The organism is Pseudomonas sp. GB2N2 (assembly GCF_054897705.1).
In genome coordinates, this window is the sequence record NZ_CM142701.1 from 5,357,674 (window position 1) to 5,375,902 (window position 18,229).

10 protein-coding genes are annotated in these 18,229 nt (G+C 57.7%); 3 read left to right on the forward strand and 7 right to left on the reverse strand.

The window, feature by feature from the left end; all coding sequences use genetic code 11:
• Positions 1–103 precede the first annotated feature (103 nt).
• The gene (locus ACYZT4_RS24875) at positions 104–757 is read right to left on the reverse strand and encodes a hypothetical protein (RefSeq protein ID WP_461983543.1); all 654 of its coding nucleotides are present in this window, start codon (positions 755–757) and stop codon (positions 104–106) included.
• Between the two features lie 510 nt (positions 758–1,267).
• On the opposite strand from ACYZT4_RS24875, the gene lanM reads away from it, so the two are divergent.
• Positions 1,268–4,303, forward strand: a complete 3,036-nt coding sequence (gene lanM, locus ACYZT4_RS24880; RefSeq protein ID WP_461983545.1) for a type 2 lanthipeptide synthetase LanM — start codon at positions 1,268–1,270, stop codon at positions 4,301–4,303.
• Between the two features lie 73 nt (positions 4,304–4,376).
• On the opposite strand, the gene glyA is transcribed toward lanM, so the two are convergent.
• Together glyA and ACYZT4_RS24890 are read right to left on the reverse strand one after the other, a co-directional pair.
• A complete protein-coding gene (glyA, locus tag ACYZT4_RS24885) occupies positions 4,377–5,630 on the reverse strand; it encodes a serine hydroxymethyltransferase (protein WP_461983547.1) in 1,254 nt (417 codons plus the stop codon).
• 203 nt (positions 5,631–5,833) lie between these two features.
• Entirely contained in the window at positions 5,834–9,682 is a 3,849-nt protein-coding gene (locus tag ACYZT4_RS24890; RefSeq protein ID WP_461983549.1) for a sensor domain-containing protein, read from the reverse strand.
• A 283-nt stretch (positions 9,683–9,965) separates the two neighbouring features.
• On the opposite strand from ACYZT4_RS24890, the gene ettA reads away from it, so the two are divergent.
• Positions 9,966–11,630 (forward strand): energy-dependent translational throttle protein EttA, encoded by a 1,665-nt coding sequence (gene ettA, locus ACYZT4_RS24895; protein WP_461983551.1) that lies wholly within the window; start codon positions 9,966–9,968, stop codon positions 11,628–11,630.
• Positions 11,631–11,804: 174 nt separating this feature from the next.
• Here ettA and ACYZT4_RS24900 read toward each other — a convergent pair whose 3' ends face one another.
• The 4 genes from ACYZT4_RS24900 to ACYZT4_RS24915 all read right to left on the reverse strand — a co-directional run bounded on the left by ACYZT4_RS24900 (position 11,805) and on the right by ACYZT4_RS24915 (position 15,267).
• Entirely contained in the window at positions 11,805–12,299 is a 495-nt protein-coding gene (locus ACYZT4_RS24900) for a GreA/GreB family elongation factor (protein ID WP_461983553.1), read from the reverse strand.
• A 70-nt stretch (positions 12,300–12,369) separates the two neighbouring features.
• Positions 12,370–12,726 carry a hypothetical protein gene (locus ACYZT4_RS24905; protein ID WP_461983555.1) on the reverse strand — a complete coding sequence of 119 codons (357 nt, stop codon included), beginning with the start codon at positions 12,724–12,726 and terminating at the stop codon, positions 12,370–12,372.
• A 92-nt stretch (positions 12,727–12,818) separates the two neighbouring features.
• Positions 12,819–14,672, reverse strand: coding sequence for an Lnb N-terminal periplasmic domain-containing protein (locus ACYZT4_RS24910; RefSeq protein ID WP_461983556.1), 1,854 nt, complete (start codon positions 14,670–14,672; stop codon positions 12,819–12,821).
• Between the two features lie 106 nt (positions 14,673–14,778).
• The gene (locus ACYZT4_RS24915; RefSeq protein ID WP_041065261.1) at positions 14,779–15,267 is read right to left on the reverse strand and encodes a DUF3015 domain-containing protein; all 489 of its coding nucleotides are present in this window, start codon (positions 15,265–15,267) and stop codon (positions 14,779–14,781) included.
• A gap of 274 nt (positions 15,268–15,541) precedes the next feature.
• On the opposite strand from ACYZT4_RS24915, the gene ACYZT4_RS24920 reads away from it, so the two are divergent.
• Entirely contained in the window at positions 15,542–17,980 is a 2,439-nt protein-coding gene (locus tag ACYZT4_RS24920) for a Lon protease family protein (protein WP_461983558.1), read from the forward strand.
• Positions 17,981–18,229: the final 249 nt, after the last annotated feature.

The window sequence follows — 18,229 nt, forward strand, 5'->3', positions numbered from 1 at the left end:
TTTATATGATCAAGGTTTATGACTGCACCGGTAGCACCTATCAAGTTTAAGACTTTGGACCCTGTAGGAGAAAAGGCTTCCCATAGTCCGGCGTCATGTTTGTTTACCTATCGGCCTCGTACAATCCGCGGCTCAGGATGTTGAGTTTGAAGTCCACTGGCTGCTTGCTTTTGTTGGAGGTGCAGACAAGGTGGCCCACCCTGGTGGTACCTCGCACACTGAGGGTGGAACCTTCGTTGGTCTTGATCCTGATAGTGGGGTTGTCGTGGTCGAAGTGCTCAAGCGTGGTGATGAGTCCTTGCGGGGTGGCCAGGTTGTAGAGTGTCGACGCGTCTTCAACTTTAAACGCACCGATGAAGTCGTTGTCTTCGTTGCTTAATGAATGAAAAAAGTAAGGACCTTTGGTGGTCAGGTAGATGGCGTAATGGTGGTTGTCAAAACAATGGAAGTAAAATTTGAGTTGTTCCGGTGTTGGCTCTTTTCTCGCGCATAGATAATTTGAGACGTCGAAAGTAGACTCGAACGAAAATGGTTCATAATCGAATACCTTGATGCGAGTGCGTCCTCCATAAGTGAGTTGAGGGATGTGCAAGTTGCCGTAGTTAGTTGTCATGGTTGCGACAAAAGAGCGTTCAGGGTCCACAAACATATTATCCATTCCGTTGGTTGTTGTTCGGTGCCGATGCTGTTCGGCGGGTGAGTAAACTATCAGTCGTGTTGCTGCAGCAGGAAGTTGATTGGTGATCGAATATTTCATCGGTAGTTGATTTGATAATTACGGAAGCCTTACTAGTTTGCTCTGTCGGGAACGGGCGAGAGGTTGCTGGCAGGTTGTAAACGTATATGAGTTCGTAAGCTTCATGGGCATCGTTGGAACAATTGCCTGCACGCTACGAGTGGGGTTACTGCAGACAGGCAGTGAGATTGCTTACATTTTGATTTGGTTAAAGGGGCGTGATTTTGATTGGCTGATGATAGTTTTGCACCTCGCCACCCAAGGCGATTAATACTTCTATCAGGAGATACACCATGCAAGAGCTAATCATGGATCTGTCCGGTGAGTTTGGCGCTGACTTCCAGTCGTATGTAGATTCTGGTAATACCATTGTTGCTGCGGAGATCGGTTGTGAGTCCACTCTTAGTTGCTCGACCTTAGGCTGTACATTCGGCTGCTGCCTCCCGTAACAATACGAGGCGGGCCTCGGACCGCCTTGTTTCTCCCAAGTATCAAGCAATTGGCCGATCTTCTGACAGTCGGGAAAACATAATGAGCGCATCAACGTCACAGGAATATGACACGCTGAGAAAAATGATCGATTTTTTACACAAGGACGATAAAGCTCTTCAGCGTTACTTTGGTGTCGGTCGTCAAACGTTACTGGAAAATTATCGCGATGCTTTATCACAAGCCGAAGCTAAAACCGATCCGGTGACGGATGCGCTTGAAGTGAAAATCACACATATTGTCTCTTTGCCAATGGCATGTAATCCGCCGAGCGTTACATTTGGCAAGTTTTATTGCCGCTGGTATGTTTTTTTTAAGCATGTTTTTGAAAATGATCTAAAGTACAGTTCTATCAGTAACTGGATAGATGCAAATGCATTTTTGCCAAGCATTCGCTCCCACTTGATCTCGCTGGTTAGAAGTCTGGCAGAGAAGTCATTGGTTCATCAATTGAACAGCCGGATCGCGGACGGCGCTGAGCTGGAGCCGCAAACTTTCGATCAGGAACTGGCGGGTGCAGGTCTGGCACACTTTCTGATTGCGTATCCGGTACTGACACGTTTATTGATAGAGCGGATTGAAAGTACTGTGATGTACCTGTACAAAATCCTCAATTGTTTCGCCGAGGATTTTCACCGTCTCCAGAGCACTTTCACATTGTGCGAAAGGCGTGTCGGGGGAATCTCCCTGGGGCTCGGAGATGCGCATGCCAACGGTGAAACTGTGTGCTGCGTGCGGGTCGGCAGTCAGGAACTGGTTTTTAAGCCAAGAAGCAATCGTGAAGCGTTGTTTTACAATGCATTGCTGGAACAATTGCGCACGCATACCGCCAACCACTGCTTCACCGTTTACGCACCCCTTATGGTTTCATCGGACAGCCACTGCTGGATTGAAAAAATCGAAAACGTGCCCTGCGAATCAGAAAGTGAGCTGTTGCTCTTCTTTCAACGCCTTGGGGCACAGGTCGCAGTGATCCATGCATTGAACGGTATCGACTTCCACTATGAAAATATCATTGCGTGCGGCAGCAGCCCGGTAATGATCGATCTGGAATGCCTGTTCACGTCGGCCATGGTCGACGTGAGGATCGATTTACCCCATGGTCGTGCACTTTTCAAAATCATCAAACTCAACAGCAGGTCAGTATTTGCTACAGGATTTGTGCCTAATTCAGCGGATTCAGACGACGACCGAAGTGGCTTAAGCCCTCAGCGGCAGTTTGTCGCCAACACCCAAAAACTTGTACGTGAGCAAGGTTTCTATCGCTTGAAGCCGCATACCATCGACGAGCGTCCGCTAATGCAACACCGGCCCATTTTTGAAGGTGAGTCGTATTCGGTCGAGGACCACAAAGACGCGTTTTTCCAAGGTTTCGAGCAGGGTTACGATGAAATAATGAACCACCGCGTCGTGGTTCTTGAATTGCTGGAAAAGCATGCCGACGTTCTGAAAACCCGGGTGCTGGTCAAAAATACCCGACGTTACTCCGATTTTATCGGGATGATGACTCACCCGCGATTTACTCAATGCCAGACCCAGCATGAATTGTTGTTGGCAACACTTTGGTCTGATCTGGGCGACACGCTTGATGAGTACGAGATTCCAAGCCATGAGATCAACCAGCTGAAGAGTGCCAATTTCCCCTGTTTCACTCAGCCTTTGCTGTCCAGCCATTTGCTCAACGCACTGGGTCAACCCGTTGCGCTTTTGCCTATCGAGCGCCCAATTGATAGCTGCCGTCGCAAGCTGGAAACACTGTCGCCCAAAGACAAAGCGTTTCAGATCCATATATTGCAGGCGTGTCTGTTCCCCAGCGCCAGCGAATGCTTGCCACTCGATCGAAGTCATCACCTTGAAGCCGCACCTGAGCTTGGCCGCGCGCAGTATCTCGACGGCGCCATGCGCATTGCCGAGGTCATTGAAAAAAACCGCATAGACGGCGAGGAGGGCGATGTCGGCTGGACGTTCATGGATACGCATCCACGAACCAAGCGGCATTTCATAACGTACATGGGCAATAGCTTGTACAACGGAAAGGGCGGGCTCGCGCTTTTCTACCTGAGTCTGTTCCGGGTCAGTGGGGCGACGCGCCACCGGGATGAGGCCGAGCGAATCCTGTTTGAGATCAGTCGATCCCAAGAGCATTTCCCAAACAAACTGGCGGTCAGTGCGTATTTCGGTCTCACATCTTACTTATATGTGTTGGTCAATTATGAGCTCATGACTGGCCGCCAGACCTATCAGGCGACCGTCGAAGAGCTGTTGTTGAAACTGGCGCATTTTCCACGCGAGGGCGATGAATTCGATTTCATTCAAGGCTGGTGTGGCGCTTTGACCGTTTTGGTCAATCTCTACCAACTCGGCAAGCGCGAGACATTGCTTCCCCTGATCGAAAAATTCTCGAAAGCCATACAATCGGCACTGACGCTGGACGACGGAACGCTGCGGCTCAAGGCAACGGGGCAGCCGCTTTGGACCGGTTTTTCTCATGGCATTTCCGGAGTGTTGCAGGCAATCGGCAAAGCGTGGGAGGTCACGAAAGATCCGCTGCTCGCCGAGCTGATTGCTCAGTGGTTGCGGGCGGAAAATCGCCACTCGACCGATGGTTTCTGGCTCGACCTGCGGGAAAATGCGCAGTCTGAGTACCTTACAAAGTGGTGCCATGGCGACGGCGGTATTCTCCTATCTCGACGTTGGCTGACTCACACGATGAAGGAGGCGCTGGACGTCGAAACCCGAGCGGTACTTGTGCAGGATGCCGAGCGCTGTGAGCGCCATTTGTGGGAACAGGGACTCGGGTCTGGTTTCAGCCTGTGCCATGGCGATTTCGGTAATCTGATGTGCCTGCTCACACTTTATCGCGACAGGCGCGATGAGCAGGGCGTTGCGAAGGTAAAGCGTGCGCTCTCCCAAGTTGCTCACAATTTCTTCAAGGAAAACTTCCTGGATGAGCACACCATTCCCGATCTGGGCCTGATGCTCGGGATCACGGGTGTGGGTCAGGCACTGCTACACGCCGTGGATAGCGGTTTGCCTGATGTCTTGTCGCTGGAGTTCGCAAAACCGAAGGCTGGCTGAGCGACACAAACCCTGGACGAAAAAAACCGGCCATCACTGGCCGGTTTTTTGTAGCTGCGGTTAAGCGGGCTGATTAAGCGCCGTACACCGGCAGCTTCTTGCAGACGGCCTTGACCTTCTCACGCACGGCGTCGATCACCGCTTCGTTGTTCAGGTCCGCCAGGATGTCGCAGATCCAGCCGGCCAGTTCCTTGCACTCTGCTTCCTTGAAGCCGCGAGTGGTCACAGCCGGTGTGCCGAAGCGCAGGCCGGAGGTGACGAACGGGGAGCGTGGATCGTTTGGCACGGAGTTCTTGTTCACGGTGATGAATGCTTTGCCCAGAGCAGCGTCGGCGTCTTTACCGGAGATTTCCTGCTTGATCAGCGACAACAGGAACAGGTGGTTTTCAGTACCGCCGGACACCACGTCAAAACCGCGCTCGATGAACACGCCGGCCATGGCCTTGGCGTTTTTCACCACTTGCTGCTGGTAGGTCTTGAACTCAGGCTGCAGCGCTTCCTTGAAGCAGATCGCCTTGGCCGCGATCACGTGCTCCAGCGGGCCGCCCTGGGCGCCCGGGAAAACGGCGGAGTTCAGCTTCTTCTCGATGTCGGCGTTGGCGCGAGCCAGGATCAGGCCGCCACGTGGACCGCGCAGGGTCTTGTGCGTGGTGGTGGTCACGACGTCAGCGAATGGCACCGGGTTCGGGTAGACGCCAGCGGCGACCAGCCCCGCAACGTGAGCCATATCCACAAAGAGATAAGCGCCAACCTTGTCAGCGATCTCGCGAAAGCGCGGGAAGTCGAGGATCTGCGAATAGGCAGAGAAACCGGCCACGATCATTTTTGGCTTGTGCTCAACGGCCAGGCGCTCGACTTCGTCGTAGTCGATCAGGCCATTGGCGTCGATGCCGTACTGAACGGCGTTGTACAGCTTGCCGGAGGAGGAAACGCTGGCGCCGTGGGTCAGGTGACCGCCGTGGGCCAGGCTCATGCCCAGGATGGTGTCGCCAGCCGACAGCAGGGCCAGGTAAACGGCGCTGTTGGCTTGCGAACCGGCGTGCGGCTGAACGTTGGCATAATCGGCGCCGAACAGTTCTTTTGCACGGTCGATGGCCAGCTGTTCAACGATGTCGACGAACTCGCAACCACCGTAGTAGCGCTTGCCCGGATAGCCTTCGGCGTACTTGTTGGTCAGTACCGAGCCTTGAGCTTCCATCACCGCAGGGCTGGTGTAGTTTTCCGAAGCGATCAGCTCAATGTGCTCTTCCTGGCGCTGAGCTTCTTGCTCCATGGCGGCAAAGAGATCGGCGTCGTACTTGGCAATAGTCAAATCACGGCTGAACATGGCGGTCCTCAAGGATCGGGGCAGAAAAGGGGGGCATTCTAACCCAACCGCTTTTAGAAGGGATATGAAACGCAGTCAGGTTGTGGATAAGCGGGCTTCAAGCAGCAAGCCCCAGGCAAAAGCCGATTTGCTCTTACTTGTAGCTTGCCACTTGAAGCTTGCAGCTCTTTTCATGTTCGATTGATTGAAGCTGTCAGCTTCAATCAATCGAACATGAAGAGCGCATCATTGCTGAACTGCGCTTCAAACCCCGCCGCCGGCATCGGACGCCCGAACAGATACCCCTGAACCTCATCGCAACCATGCTCGCGCAGGAAGTCGAGCTGCTCATGGGTTTCCACACCCTCGGCGATCACCGCCAGATTGAGGCTGTGGGCCATGGCGATAATCGCCCGGGCAATCTGCGCGTCCTGCTCACCCGAGGGCAAACCGTCGACAAAAGTGCGGTCGATTTTCAGCACGTCGATCGGAAATTGCTTGAGGTAGTTGAGCGACGAATAACCGGTGCCGAAGTCATCGACCGCAATGCTCAGGCCGAGGTTTTTCAAGCCGGCCAGAATCTGCATCGCCTCGCTGACTTCGCGCATCAGGATACTTTCGGTCAACTCCAGTTCCAGGCACGCCGGCGGCAGCCCGGTTTCCTTGAGGATGGTGGCGATCCGCGTGCCCAACTGGCCGTCGGAGAACTGCCGGGCCGAGATGTTCACCGACACCTTCGGTACGCGTACTTTGGCCTGGTGCCAGGTCTTGAGCTGACGGCAGGCTTCGGTCAGTACCCAGTCGCCGACATCCACCACCAGCCCAAGCTCTTCGAGCACCGGAATGAAATCCGCTGGCGGCACCAGGCCGCGGCGCGGATGACGCCAGCGCAGTAACGCTTCGGCACCGGTCAGGCGCTTGCCGTCGCCGCTGAATTGCGGCTGGTAGTACAGGACGAATTCGTCCTGTTCCAACGCATGGCGCAAGTCGCTTTCCAGCTCCAGACGCTCCAGGGCGCTGGCGTTCATGTCCGCCTGGTAGAACTGGAAGTTGTTCTTGCCGCGTTCCTTGGCGTGGTACATCGCGGTGTCGGCGTTTTTCATCAACTGGCTGAGTTCGTTGCCGTCCTGCGGGCTCAGGGCGATGCCGATACTGGCGGTGACGAAGAACTCGCGACCTTCGAGCACGAACGGTTTGACCAGGCTGGCAAGGATCTGCTCCGCCACATGAATCGCTCGGTTCAGGGCGATTTCCCGATTGATCCGCGGTTGCAGGAGCAAAGTGAATTCATCGCCGCCCATGCGCGCCACGGTGTCGTCATCGTCGACGCAACCGAGCAGGCGCGTGGCCATTTCCTTGAGCATCCGATCGCCGGCGGCGTGGCCCAGAGAGTCGTTGATCGGCTTGAAACGGTCGAGGTCGAGGAACATCAGCACCACCCAGGATTTCTGCCGCTCCGCCGATTGCAGTGCGGTGTGCAGGCGATCCTGGAACAACGTGCGGTTGGGCAGGTGGGTCAGGGCGTCGTAATAGGCGAGGCGGTGAATCCGTTGTTCACTGGCTTTGCGCTCGCTGATGTCACTGAAGAAACACACATAACTGGCCAGATCGCCTTCGTCGTCGAGCACCGCCGTGATGCCGACCCAGGCCGGGTAATGCTCGCCGTTACGGCGCTTGAGCCAGACCTCGCCTTCCCAGGTGCTGTGCTGATTCAATTGCTTGAGCACATAACGCAGGTGCGCTTCCTGTTGCTCGTCGACGGTCAGCATGTTTGGCAACTGGTCGAGCACTTGCTCCACGGCATAACCGCTGACGCGACTGAAGGCTTCGTTGGCCTGAACGATGTAGCCCGCCGGGTCGGTGATCAGGATCGCCGACGTCGAGTGTTCGAATACCGTGGCTGCCATGCGCAGGTCTTTTTCGGCGCGGCGCTGCTGGCTGATGTCGCGGCCGACGCCGAGTACGCCTTCGAACGCACCGTGCTCGTCCCAGACCAGCACCAGCCGCAACTCTATGGGAATCTTGCGCCCGTCGGCCCGCAGGCAGTCGAACAAGAAAAGCTGGGTCTGCACCTGACTGCGCAACAGCGCTAATTGATCCGGTTTATCCAGCGCTTTGCTGACGCGGTCCATCAGGCTGTGGATGCCGGACAATTGCTGCGGGTTGGCAATGGTCGTCTGCCAGCCGTTCTGGAAGATCCAGTCGGCGTCGTAACCCAGCACGGCTTGCACCGACGGGCTGACGTAGTTGAGCGAAAGCTTGCTGTCGGTGGAGAAAATCACGTCGCTGATGCTTTCGGCGAGCATCCGGTAACGCTGCTCGCTGTCGCGCAGGGACTCGCTGGCCTCGATCTGTTCGGTGATGTCCTTGGCCACGCCGATGATCCGCGTGACCTGGTCATGCTTGTCCCGCGCCAAAGCCTGTTCACGAATGTCGAAACGCCGCCATTTGCCGTTCCGGTGACGGAAGCGCAGCTGGCATTGCAGCAATTGGGCGTAGCCCGTCTGGCGCTGGGCTTGGCGCGAGCGGTGGTAAAAGTCGGCATCTTCGGGGTTCAGGAGGATTTCCCAGAAGTATTCGCCCATCTGATGCAGTTCGGTGCGGTTGTAACCGAGTGTCTGGCCCAGGTGGTGGTTGCTGAAAATCATGCGTTGGCTGATCACGTCCTGCACGTACAGATGATCCGGCACCGTGCGCACCACGTCGGACCAGAAGCCTTCTCGCTCTAGCAGCGACAGTTCGATGAGCTTGCGACTGGTGATGTCGCTGATGCTGAGGATCACCGCTTTATAGTCGGCGTGATCTTCAGGCAGGCGCAGCACCAGCCACAGGTGCTGGTCGCGGCCGTTGGCGTCCGGCAGCTTGATCTCCAGCTCAAGCTGTTTCTGCTGGTTGAGCACCGCTTCCAGCACTTGATTGCCGATGGCGGGGCCTTCCAGCGGATTGCCGTCGATCAGCAGTTTCCAGGCCTGTTCGCAGGTATTGACGTTGAGCAGTTGCAGGGCAACCTGGTTGACTTCGGTGACGCGCAGTTCTTGCAACAACTGATGCCGCTGCTCGTCTGACGCCAGCCATTCCCGCAGTTGTTCGCTGTTGTGCAACCGGGCCTTATCGAACACGTTTTTGAGGCCCGATACATCGAGCACACACAGCGCGACGCCGGTGCCTTCGAAAATATCCTTGTAACGCCGGCGACCTTCGGTGACTTGGCGCTGGCGGCGACGGATGTTCAGCAGCGCAATCAGCGGCAGCAGCGAGATCGCCAGCCCCAGCAGGCATTTGCCGATAAACGCTGGCAGCAGTTCTTCGATCACGCGCTGGCGGTCGAAGAGGCCGCGCAATTGCCAGTCGCTGCTGCTCAGGGGAACCGTCAGCACGCTGTTGGCGACATCGTCCTCGGACAGCCCGCCTGGCTTGGCCGACGGCAGTGATTCATCGCGGCTGATGACTTGGTGATTGAAGCGGTTTTCCACCAGCCACATCGGACGGAGTCCGGTCTCGTTCTGCTTGGTCAGCGACGAGAAAAAGCTCGGCTTCAGACGCAGGGCCCAGTACCCACGAGTGCTGCCACTGGCTTGATGCAGCAGCAGGTAGACCATCGAACCGTTATCGGCGTTGCTGAAGTAGTGAGCCTGGGCACGGCTGTGACGCACCAGCTCAATGAGGTAGTCGGCGTCAGTGCTGTCGTCGGCACTGTCGCTGAGCATTTTGCCGGACGGGCTCAACAGCGCCAGGCTCAGCAGGTCGGGCAGGGAATGTTGCAGTTTGCGCACCAGATCCCGCTGTTCGTCGGCGCTCTGCGGCTGTTCGACGATCGGTAGCAGGTTAAGCGCGATTTGCGCGTTCAGCGCCATGTTCAGGCTGACTTGCGCGGCCAGGTCGGCGGTGTAGTCGATGGTGTACTGGCGCTGGCTTTTCTGCGTCTCGCGGAGCTGGTCCAGCAACTGCCAGAACAGCAGGGCGAGCAGCAACAGCACGAGTATCGCCAGCGCGCCTTTGAAAGTTCCGCGCAGGGGGGAGCCGGGTGCAATGGGGGCTGCACGGCTGGTCAGGGGCGGCGAGACATTGGACAAACTGGAATCCTGCGGTTTGGCTGGACTGGCGCGACGTGCACTATAAGCCGGACGCCCGGAGGGCGGCTAGCATGCCTTGAGTTGTGGCAAAGTGCCAGCCCCTCCCGGCTGGACTGCCTTCTGTCAATAAGGTAACTTTGCCGGTTACGCGGGAGCGTTCCAGCTCCTAGAATCAGGTTTTTTCAGCGCGCAGCATTGATCCCTATCAATCGTCGACGCGCACGGCCTGGCCGGGCATCGCCCGCGCTCCAATCATTCATCTGTCACTGACCCAAGGTTCTCCATGGCTCAATACGTCTTCACCATGCATCGGCTGGGCAAAATTGTTCCGCCGAAGCGGGAAATCCTGAAAAACATTTCGCTGTCCTTCTTCCCTGGCGCCAAGATCGGCGTGCTCGGCCTCAACGGTTCGGGTAAATCCACGCTGCTGAAAATCATGGCCGGCGTCGACACCGAGTTCGAGGGCGAAGCCCGTCCTATGCCGGAGCTGAACATCGGCTACCTGCCACAGGAACCGATTCTCGATCCAACCAAGACCGTGCGTGAAGTGGTCGAGGAAGCGGTCAGCGTGATCAAGAACGCCCAGGCGCGCCTGGACGAGGTCTACGCGGCTTACGCTGAAGAAGATGCCGACTTCGACAAGCTGGCCGCTGAACAGGCCAAGCTCGAAGCCATCCTGCAGGCGAGCGACGGTCATAACCTGGAGCGTCAGCTGGAAGTCGCCGCCGATGCGCTGCGTCTGCCGGCCTGGGATGCCAAGGTCGAATTCCTCTCCGGTGGTGAAAAGCGTCGTGTGGCCCTGTGCCGCCTGCTGCTGTCTGCGCCGGACATGCTGCTGCTCGACGAGCCGACCAACCACCTGGACGCCGATTCCGTCGCCTGGCTGGAGCATTTCCTCCACGACTTCCCGGGCACCGTGGTTGCGATCACGCACGACCGGTACTTCCTGGATAACGTCGCTGGCTGGATTCTGGAACTCGACCGCGGCGCGGGCATTCCTTACGAGGGCAACTATTCGGGTTGGCTGGAAGCCAAGTCCGATCGTCTCGCTGCCGAATCCAAGCAGCAGTCGGCCCACGAAAAAGCCATGAAGGAAGAACTGGAGTGGGTGCGCAAAGGCGCCAAGGCCCGCCAGTCGAAATCCAAGGCTCGTCTGCAACGCTTCGAAGAGATGCAGTCGCAGGAATTCCAGAAGCGTTCGGAAACCAACGAAATCTACATCCCGGCCGGTCCCCGCCTGGGTGACAAGGTCATCGAATTCAAGAACGTCACCAAGGGCTACGGCGATCGCGTGCTGATCGACAACCTGTCGTTCTCCATGCCAAAAGGCGCCATCGTTGGCGTTATCGGCGGCAACGGTGCCGGTAAGTCGACTCTGTTCCGCATGTTGATGGGCAAGGAACAACCGGATTCGGGCAGCATCGAAGTCGGCGAAACCGTGCAACTGGCGTGCGTCGATCAGAGCCGCGAAGACCTGGATGGCAGCAAGACTGTGTTCCAGCAAATCTCCGACGGTTCCGACCAGATCCGCATCGGCAACTACGAGATTCCGTCGCGCACCTATGTCGGTCGTTTCAACTTCAAGGGCGGCGATCAGCAGAAGTTCGTCAAGGACCTGTCCGGTGGTGAGCGTGGTCGCTTGCACCTGGCCCTGACCCTGAAAGAGGGCGGCAATGTTTTGCTGCTCGATGAACCGTCCAACGACCTCGACGTTGAAACCCTGCGTTCCCTCGAAGAAGCCTTGCTGGACTTCCCGGGCGCCGCGATTGTGATCTCTCACGATCGGTGGTTCCTTGACCGCGTCGCGACTCACATCCTGGCGTACGAAGACGACTCGCAAGCGGTGTTCTTCGAAGGCAACTACACCGAATACGAAGCCGATCGCAGGAAGCGCCTCGGCGAAGCGGCTGCCCAGCCGCATCGTGTACGGCACAAGAAACTGGCCTGATTTGGGGTCGGTTGCATGAAAAAACGGAGCCTTTGGGGGCTCCGTTTTTTTTGGTGTTGTTCAGTGAGACCGAGTTGCGCCCATCGCGAGCAGGCTCACTCCCACAAGGGAATGCGTTCCAACTGTAGGAGTGAGCCTCCTCCGGGCGGCGTTCCGACGAAGGCGTCTTCAGCATCAACCCTTTTCTATGCCCAAAACCTCAATCACCAAATCCCCCACGGGCCGCTTCCACATCACCTCATCCCCTATCTGCGCGCCCAGCAATGCCCGCCCCAACGGTGACCCCCAATTGATCAAACCCACCGCCGCATCCGCCTGATCCTCGCCCACCAATTGCACGGTTTGCTCGGCACCGTGTTCGTCAGCGAACGTCACCCAACTGCCAATCTGCACTTTCGTAGTTGAATCGGCCGCGGTCACGACCTGAGCGCTTTGCAGGCGCTGATTGAAGTAGCGCAAATCCCGTTCAAGGTCAGCCTGGCGCTGCTTGTCCACCAGTTCGCCCATGGCTGATTGTTCGCTGTGCAGCAGGTGCAACTCAGCGACTTTCGCCTGTAGCTGGGCCAACCCGGTGGGTGTGACGTAATTAGGCTGCGCGCTGACCTGGCGTTCGACAGGCTGATCGGCTTGCGCGGCGGCGTTATCTTCATTGACGAAAGCGCGGCTCATGGTGTCCTCCCGTAATAGGGTTTGGGCCATGGTCACAGGCTTTTAGTTTCGATGGATGTCTGCCTCGGACTCATTGCGCGCGAAACGCACGGGCGGTGTCCTGGTCTTTCTGTTGCTGCCAGGCTTTTTCGCGCTCGTCCCAGTGATGGCTGCGATAGTCGTCGCGGTCCTCGCTTTCGCGCATGGCCTGACACTGGCGGAAGCCATCGCTCCAGCCTTCAGCGTATGGCTTGTCCTTGAGGTAGCGGGGGACGTTCTTGCGAAACTCGCCGGTGATCGCCCCGGCGGCCTGGCGACCGCTGCTGCAGCCGTCATCGAAGCCGTCGGCGAACGCCGGTGGATAACCTTTGGCAATCAGATCTTCGTGAGTGGTCTGGCAACCCGCGCACATCAGCAACACTGCGACCATCGTCACACAACGCCACATCTCGAACTCCCGGCCGTTTGACGGCCTATGGGTGAAGTCTAGGAGTGGATTCGTGAGGCGCCTGTGAAAGGTGTGTGATTAATCTGTTGGCGTTAGTAGTGATACCACTTCACCTCAAGCATCACTTCGTTTTCGGGTGAGGCGACGTGGCTGAATTCGCGCTGGGCACTCAGGCGTAAACCCAAATTGCGCGACAATTCCCACTGCTGATTCAGACTCATGCTACGGCGCACTTCACCATTGGTGAAGAAGTCGCCCTTGGTCTCCAGACTGAAGTTGCCCAGCGGGTTTTTCCACAGCACGCCACTGTTAAATCCCGCCGCCGGCGCAACAAATACGGCGAAGTCATTGTTGTGCTCCACGCGCACGGTGCCCAGGGCAAAACCGAGCATATCGTCACTCAATTGCCACGTGCCGCCAGCACCGCCATTGACGTGGCTGACCAGAGTCTCATCGTCATGCTTGCCCGGCACGCGCTCAAGGCCGCCCGTCACCTGCCACGACAGCGGCTGCAACAGCTCATTACGTGGCGTCAGCGAACGAATGGTCGCCAGGTCCAGTTGCTGCAGCTGCCAATGATTACCTTCGTACTGGCGCAGTTTCATCTGCAAAATTTCGATCTGCGCGCCGAGGGGAAAGCTTTCCGCGTTGTCGTTGAGGTCGTGATAGGCCATGCGCAAGCCATACTCACCGAAAGCCTCGTCACCGCGAGTGCCGATGCCGGCCTGCCAGGTGCGGGATTCATGGCCATCTTCGGGGAGGCCCGGTTGCGGGATGTCCAGCTCCGGCGCCGGGTTCTGATTGATCGCGCGCAGCAATTCGAAACTGCGCTGGGCCCGTTGCGGGTCGCGTTCCTGGCCATTGGCGCGGTAGCGTTCGAGTCGATAAGCCGCATCGATGATCAGCGCCTGACGCTCACGCGGTTGCGCCTTGAACGCCGGTTCCTGCAAGTGCTTCTGATCAGCGCTGATTTTCAGTACCCACTGCTGTTCTTCCGGGTTCAGCGGTTCGGCGCGGCTCAGAAGCTCACGCTCGCGGGAAGGCCGGTATGCAATGGATTCCACCAAACCGGCTTCTTTCACGGCTTTCACGGTGTCGGTGGGAATCGCGGTCAGCGGGAACTGTTCGGTCAGGCGCAGGCTTGGGCGTGCCACTTGCAGCAGTTCCAGCAGGCGATAAGAGCAGTTTTCGTCGAAGAAGAAATAGTCGAACTGGATCTGCTTGAGTTCCCAGACGTGCTCGACCATGCGCTCGGTTTCCTGCTGGGTCAGGTTCAAGCGGTATTCCCACAGGTCACGGTTTTCGAGGCTGCGGTATTCCGAGAGTTTTTCCTGATACGGCACCAGCGCAAACAGGCCCGGATAGCCGCCCATCAAGCCTTTCCAGGCGTACAGAATGCTGTTGTCCGAACCTTCGATGTAGGCACCGAAGTTGATCGCGTAGCTGAGCAAAGCAGTCTTGTCGCTCTGCACATCTGCCTGATCGATACGCAGCAAGGTGTGGCCGAACATCGAGGACGGACTGTTCAAATAGGCTGCCGGGAAAATCATCACCGCGCTGTGGGGCGAGACATCCTTGAACCATTGCTTGAATTCAGCGCAGTCCAGCGCCGGCAGATCGGTCAGATCGAGTTGTGCCTTGAGCCAGCGAGTACGCGCCGGGTAGACACACTGGGCGTGTTTTTCGCCGACACTGGCGGGGGCGTACAGCGCTTGCACGGTGGCCGCCAGTTCATGGTCGGGATGTTCATTACCGTCGGGCGCGAGGAAGAATTTCTTGTCGCTGACATAGCTGCGCCAGCCGCCGAGCTTGGCGGTTTCGTAATGACCGAGGGAAATCCAGAAGGGATCGTTGGCCAGTTGCTGCAAACGTTGATTGTCGACGTGAGGCGCGGCGGACAGCGGGGCGCAGACACAGAGCGCCAGCCAGGCAAGGCGTTTGAGCATAGTGGGCAACTTAGAAGTTCGAAAGAAAGACCCAAGGGAGCGGGCCAAAAAGGATCAGGTTGAAAAAATAAAACCCGCTCCTCGAAAGGAACGGGCGGGGTGGAGCTTAAGCTTGAGTAGCGTACTTGGCCAGACGCGGATCGCTCTTGAGAACGGCCAGGGTGTTGGTATGCACATCTTCTGCGGTCACGTCAGCTTTGCTGAAGATCTGCTGGAAGTGCTCGTGGGTCACGGCGGCGAAGTGCGCGCGGTCTTCCGGCGCCACGCCCAGTACCACAGCGTAGGTAGTCAGCGCTTCGCCGTTACCTTTAGCCATGTCTTCGGACAGCTCGTTCATCATGCCATTCATGGCAAACCAGGATTTGCCGCCATAGGTCAGCGACGCATTAGTCGAGCAACCGTTGGTACCGGAGGTCATACCGAAGGTTGCGTTGCCGGAAGTGCCGTTGGTGGTGGATGCCAGGAAGTGAGCCGGGGTGCCACGCTGACCTTCGAACAGCATGTTGCCCCAACCGCAATCCGGGCCGCCTGGCGCTTGCGCCATAGCGTTGAGGGATACAACGGTGAAGAGAGTACCGAGAAGAATCCGTTTCATAGCTTTGTTCTCTTTATGTGCATACCAATGGACAGGGTCTGGCCCGATCTGGCGCCAGTGGGCCGGTTATTGTTCCAGCCGCGCAATTTGGAGTTTAGGCACGATCCAAGGGTTCCGTTATTTTTTGCAAAAGATTCGTTGGAAACCTTGATTTAGCCCCGGCCCGCCTGGGGATGCCGGTTTGGCTATGCTTTGACTCAAGGCGCGCCTTGCCAGTGGGGTACGGGCAGCGCCAGAATGCCGCTATCTGCCCCGCCTGATGTAAGGAAGCCCGATGCCTGATCCTGTTGCTGCCAGCTTGCGTCTAGCGCCCGAAGCGCTGACTCGTCCGTTTTCCGCTGAACAGTTCAGCTTCTCTACCACCAATGATCTGGAGCCCTTTCGCGGTGTGCTTGGCCAGGAACGTGCGGTTGAAGCCTTGCAGTTCGGTGTGGCCATGCCACGCCCCGGTTACAACGTATTCGTCATGGGCGAACCTGGCACCGGCCGGTTTTCGTTCGTTAAACGCTACCTTAAAGCCGAAGGCAAGCGCCTGCAGACCCCGGCGGACTGGGTCTACGTCAACAACTTCGATGAGCCGCGCGAACCACGTGCGCTGGAATTGCCCTCGGGCACGGCCGGTGCATTCATCGGTGATATCAACGGGTTGATCGACAACCTGGTGGCGACGTTCCCTGCAGTGTTCGAGCACCCGTCCTACCAGCAAAAGAAAAGTGCCATCGACCGTGCGTTCAACCAGCGCTACGACAAGGCGCTGGACATCATCGAGCGCCTGGCCCTGGAAAAGGACGTCGCGCTGTACCGCGACGCCAGCAACATCGCGTTCACCCCGATGGGTGAAGGCAAGGCCCTGGACGAAGCGGAATTCGCCCAGTTGCCGGAAGCCGATCGCGAGCGGTTCCACGAAGACATTTCCGGCCTGGAAGAGCGCCTGAACGAAGAGCTCGCCAGCCTGCCGCAATGGAAACGCGAGTCGAGCAATCAGCTGCGTAGCCTCAACGAAGAAACCATCACGCTGGCCTTGCAGCCATTGCTGTCGCCGCTGTCGGAAAAATACGCCGAGAACGCGGCGGTCTGCGGTTACTTGCAAGCGATGCAGGTGTACCTGCTGAAAACCGTGGTCGAGCAATTGGTCGACGACAGCAAGATCGATGCGGTCGCACGCAAGATGCTTGAAGAACAATACGCGCCGAGTCTGGTGGTCGGTCACTCGGCCAGCGGCGGTGCGCCGGTGGTGTTCGAGCCGCACCCGACGTACGAGAACCTGTTTGGCCGCATCGAATACAGCACCGATCAGGGCTCGCTCTACACCACGTATCGACAGTTGCGTCCGGGCGCGCTGCACCGCGCCAACGGCGGTTTCCTGATTCTTGAAGCGGAAAAAATGCTCAGCGAGCCGTTCGTGTGGGATGCGCTCAAGCGCGCCCTGCAATCGCGCAAACTGAAAATGGAATCGCCGCTGGGTGAGTTGGGCCGTCTGGCCACCGTGACGCTGACACCGCAACACATCCCGTTGCAGGTCAAAGTCATCATCATCGGCGCGCGTCAGCTGTATTACACGCTGCAAGACCTCGATCCGGACTTCCAGGAGATGTTTCGCGTCCTGGTGGATTTCGATGAAGACATCCCGATGGTCGACGAGAGTCTGGAGCAGTTCGCCCAGTTGCTCAAAACCCGTACTTCGGAAGAAGGCATGGCGCCGCTGACGGCGGATGCGGTCGCGCGTCTGGCGACTTACAGCGCGCGTCTGGCCGAGCATCAGGGCCGTTTGTCGGCGCGGATCGGCGATCTGTTCCAGCTGGTCAGCGAGGCGGATTTCATTCGTCACTTGGCCGGCGATGAAATGACCGATGCCGGGCACATCGAGCGTGCGCTCAAGGCCAAGGCGACGCGCACCGGGCGGGTTTCGGCGCGGATTCTCGACGACATGCTGGCCGGGATCATCCTGATCGACACCGATGGCGCGGCGGTCGGCAAATGCAACGGGCTGACCGTGCTGGAAGTCGGTGACTCGGCATTCGGGGTGCCGGCGCGAATTTCCGCCACGGTGTACCCGGGCGGCAGCGGCATTGTCGACATCGAGCGCGAGGTAAACCTCGGCCAGCCGATTCACTCCAAAGGCGTGATGATCCTCACCGGGTACCTGGGCAGCCGTTACGCCCAGGAATTCCCGTTGGCGATCTCCGCGAGTATCGCCCTGGAGCAATCCTACGGTTACGTTGATGGCGACAGTGCGTCGCTGGGCGAGGCCTGCACGCTGATTTCGGCGCTGTCGAAAACGCCGCTTAAACAGTGCTTTGCGATCACCGGTTCGATCAACCAGTTCGGTGAAGTGCAGGCGGTGGGCGGGGTCAACGAGAAGATCGAAGGCTTCTTCCGTCTGTGTGAAGCCCGCGGGCTGACGGGTGCACAGGGCGCGATCATTCCTCAGGCCAACGTGGCCACGTTGATGCTGGATGAGAAGGTATTGGCGGCGGTGCGTGCGGGGCAGTTCCATGTCTACGCGGTGCGCCAGGCCGATGAGGCGCTGAGCCTGTTGGTCGGCGAGCCGGCGGGTGCGCCGGATGAGAATGGCGAGTTCCCCGAAGGCAGCGTCAATGCGCGCGTAGTGGAACGCTTGCGGGTGATCGCGGAAATGATCAGTGAAGAAGACCTGAAAGAGGCCGAGAAGGAAGCGGCGCTGGAAGCACTGGTGGAAGCCAAGCCGGCCTGACGTACCTGAGGTGCTAAACCCACTGTGGGAGCGGGCTTGCTCGCGAACGCGATTGACCATTCAACACATTTGTTGACTGATCCATCGCTTTCGCGAGCAAGCTCGCTTCCACACTGGTTTTGGGATGCACCCGGAAAAGTGCCATCACTCTGACGTCAAACTTCACACAATGACCGCTCGGCGCCTTCTGGTCTCAGTTGGCGTGCGGGTCGAACTTTTCTTCTATTCTCAGCTCAAGGATATCGACAG

Bases quoted from the DNA above. Each gene is read 5' to 3' on its own strand.
- ACYZT4_RS24875 (WP_461983543.1), bottom strand. From the start codon at position 757: ATGAAATATTCGATCACCAATCAACTTCCTGCTGCAGCAACACGACTG.
- lanM (WP_461983545.1), top strand. From the start codon at position 1,268: ATGAGCGCATCAACGTCACAGGAATATGACACGCTGAGAAAAATGATC.
- glyA (WP_461983547.1), bottom strand. From the start codon at position 5,630: ATGTTCAGCCGTGATTTGACTATTGCCAAGTACGACGCCGATCTCTTT.
- ettA (WP_461983551.1), top strand. From the start codon at position 9,966: ATGGCTCAATACGTCTTCACCATGCATCGGCTGGGCAAAATTGTTCCG.
- ACYZT4_RS24900 (WP_461983553.1), bottom strand. From the start codon at position 12,299: ATGAGCCGCGCTTTCGTCAATGAAGATAACGCCGCCGCGCAAGCCGAT.
- ACYZT4_RS24905 (WP_461983555.1), bottom strand. From the start codon at position 12,726: ATGTGGCGTTGTGTGACGATGGTCGCAGTGTTGCTGATGTGCGCGGGT.
- ACYZT4_RS24910 (WP_461983556.1), bottom strand. From the start codon at position 14,672: ATGCTCAAACGCCTTGCCTGGCTGGCGCTCTGTGTCTGCGCCCCGCTG.
- ACYZT4_RS24915 (WP_041065261.1), bottom strand. From the start codon at position 15,267: ATGAAACGGATTCTTCTCGGTACTCTCTTCACCGTTGTATCCCTCAAC.
- ACYZT4_RS24920 (WP_461983558.1), top strand. From the start codon at position 15,542: ATGCCTGATCCTGTTGCTGCCAGCTTGCGTCTAGCGCCCGAAGCGCTG.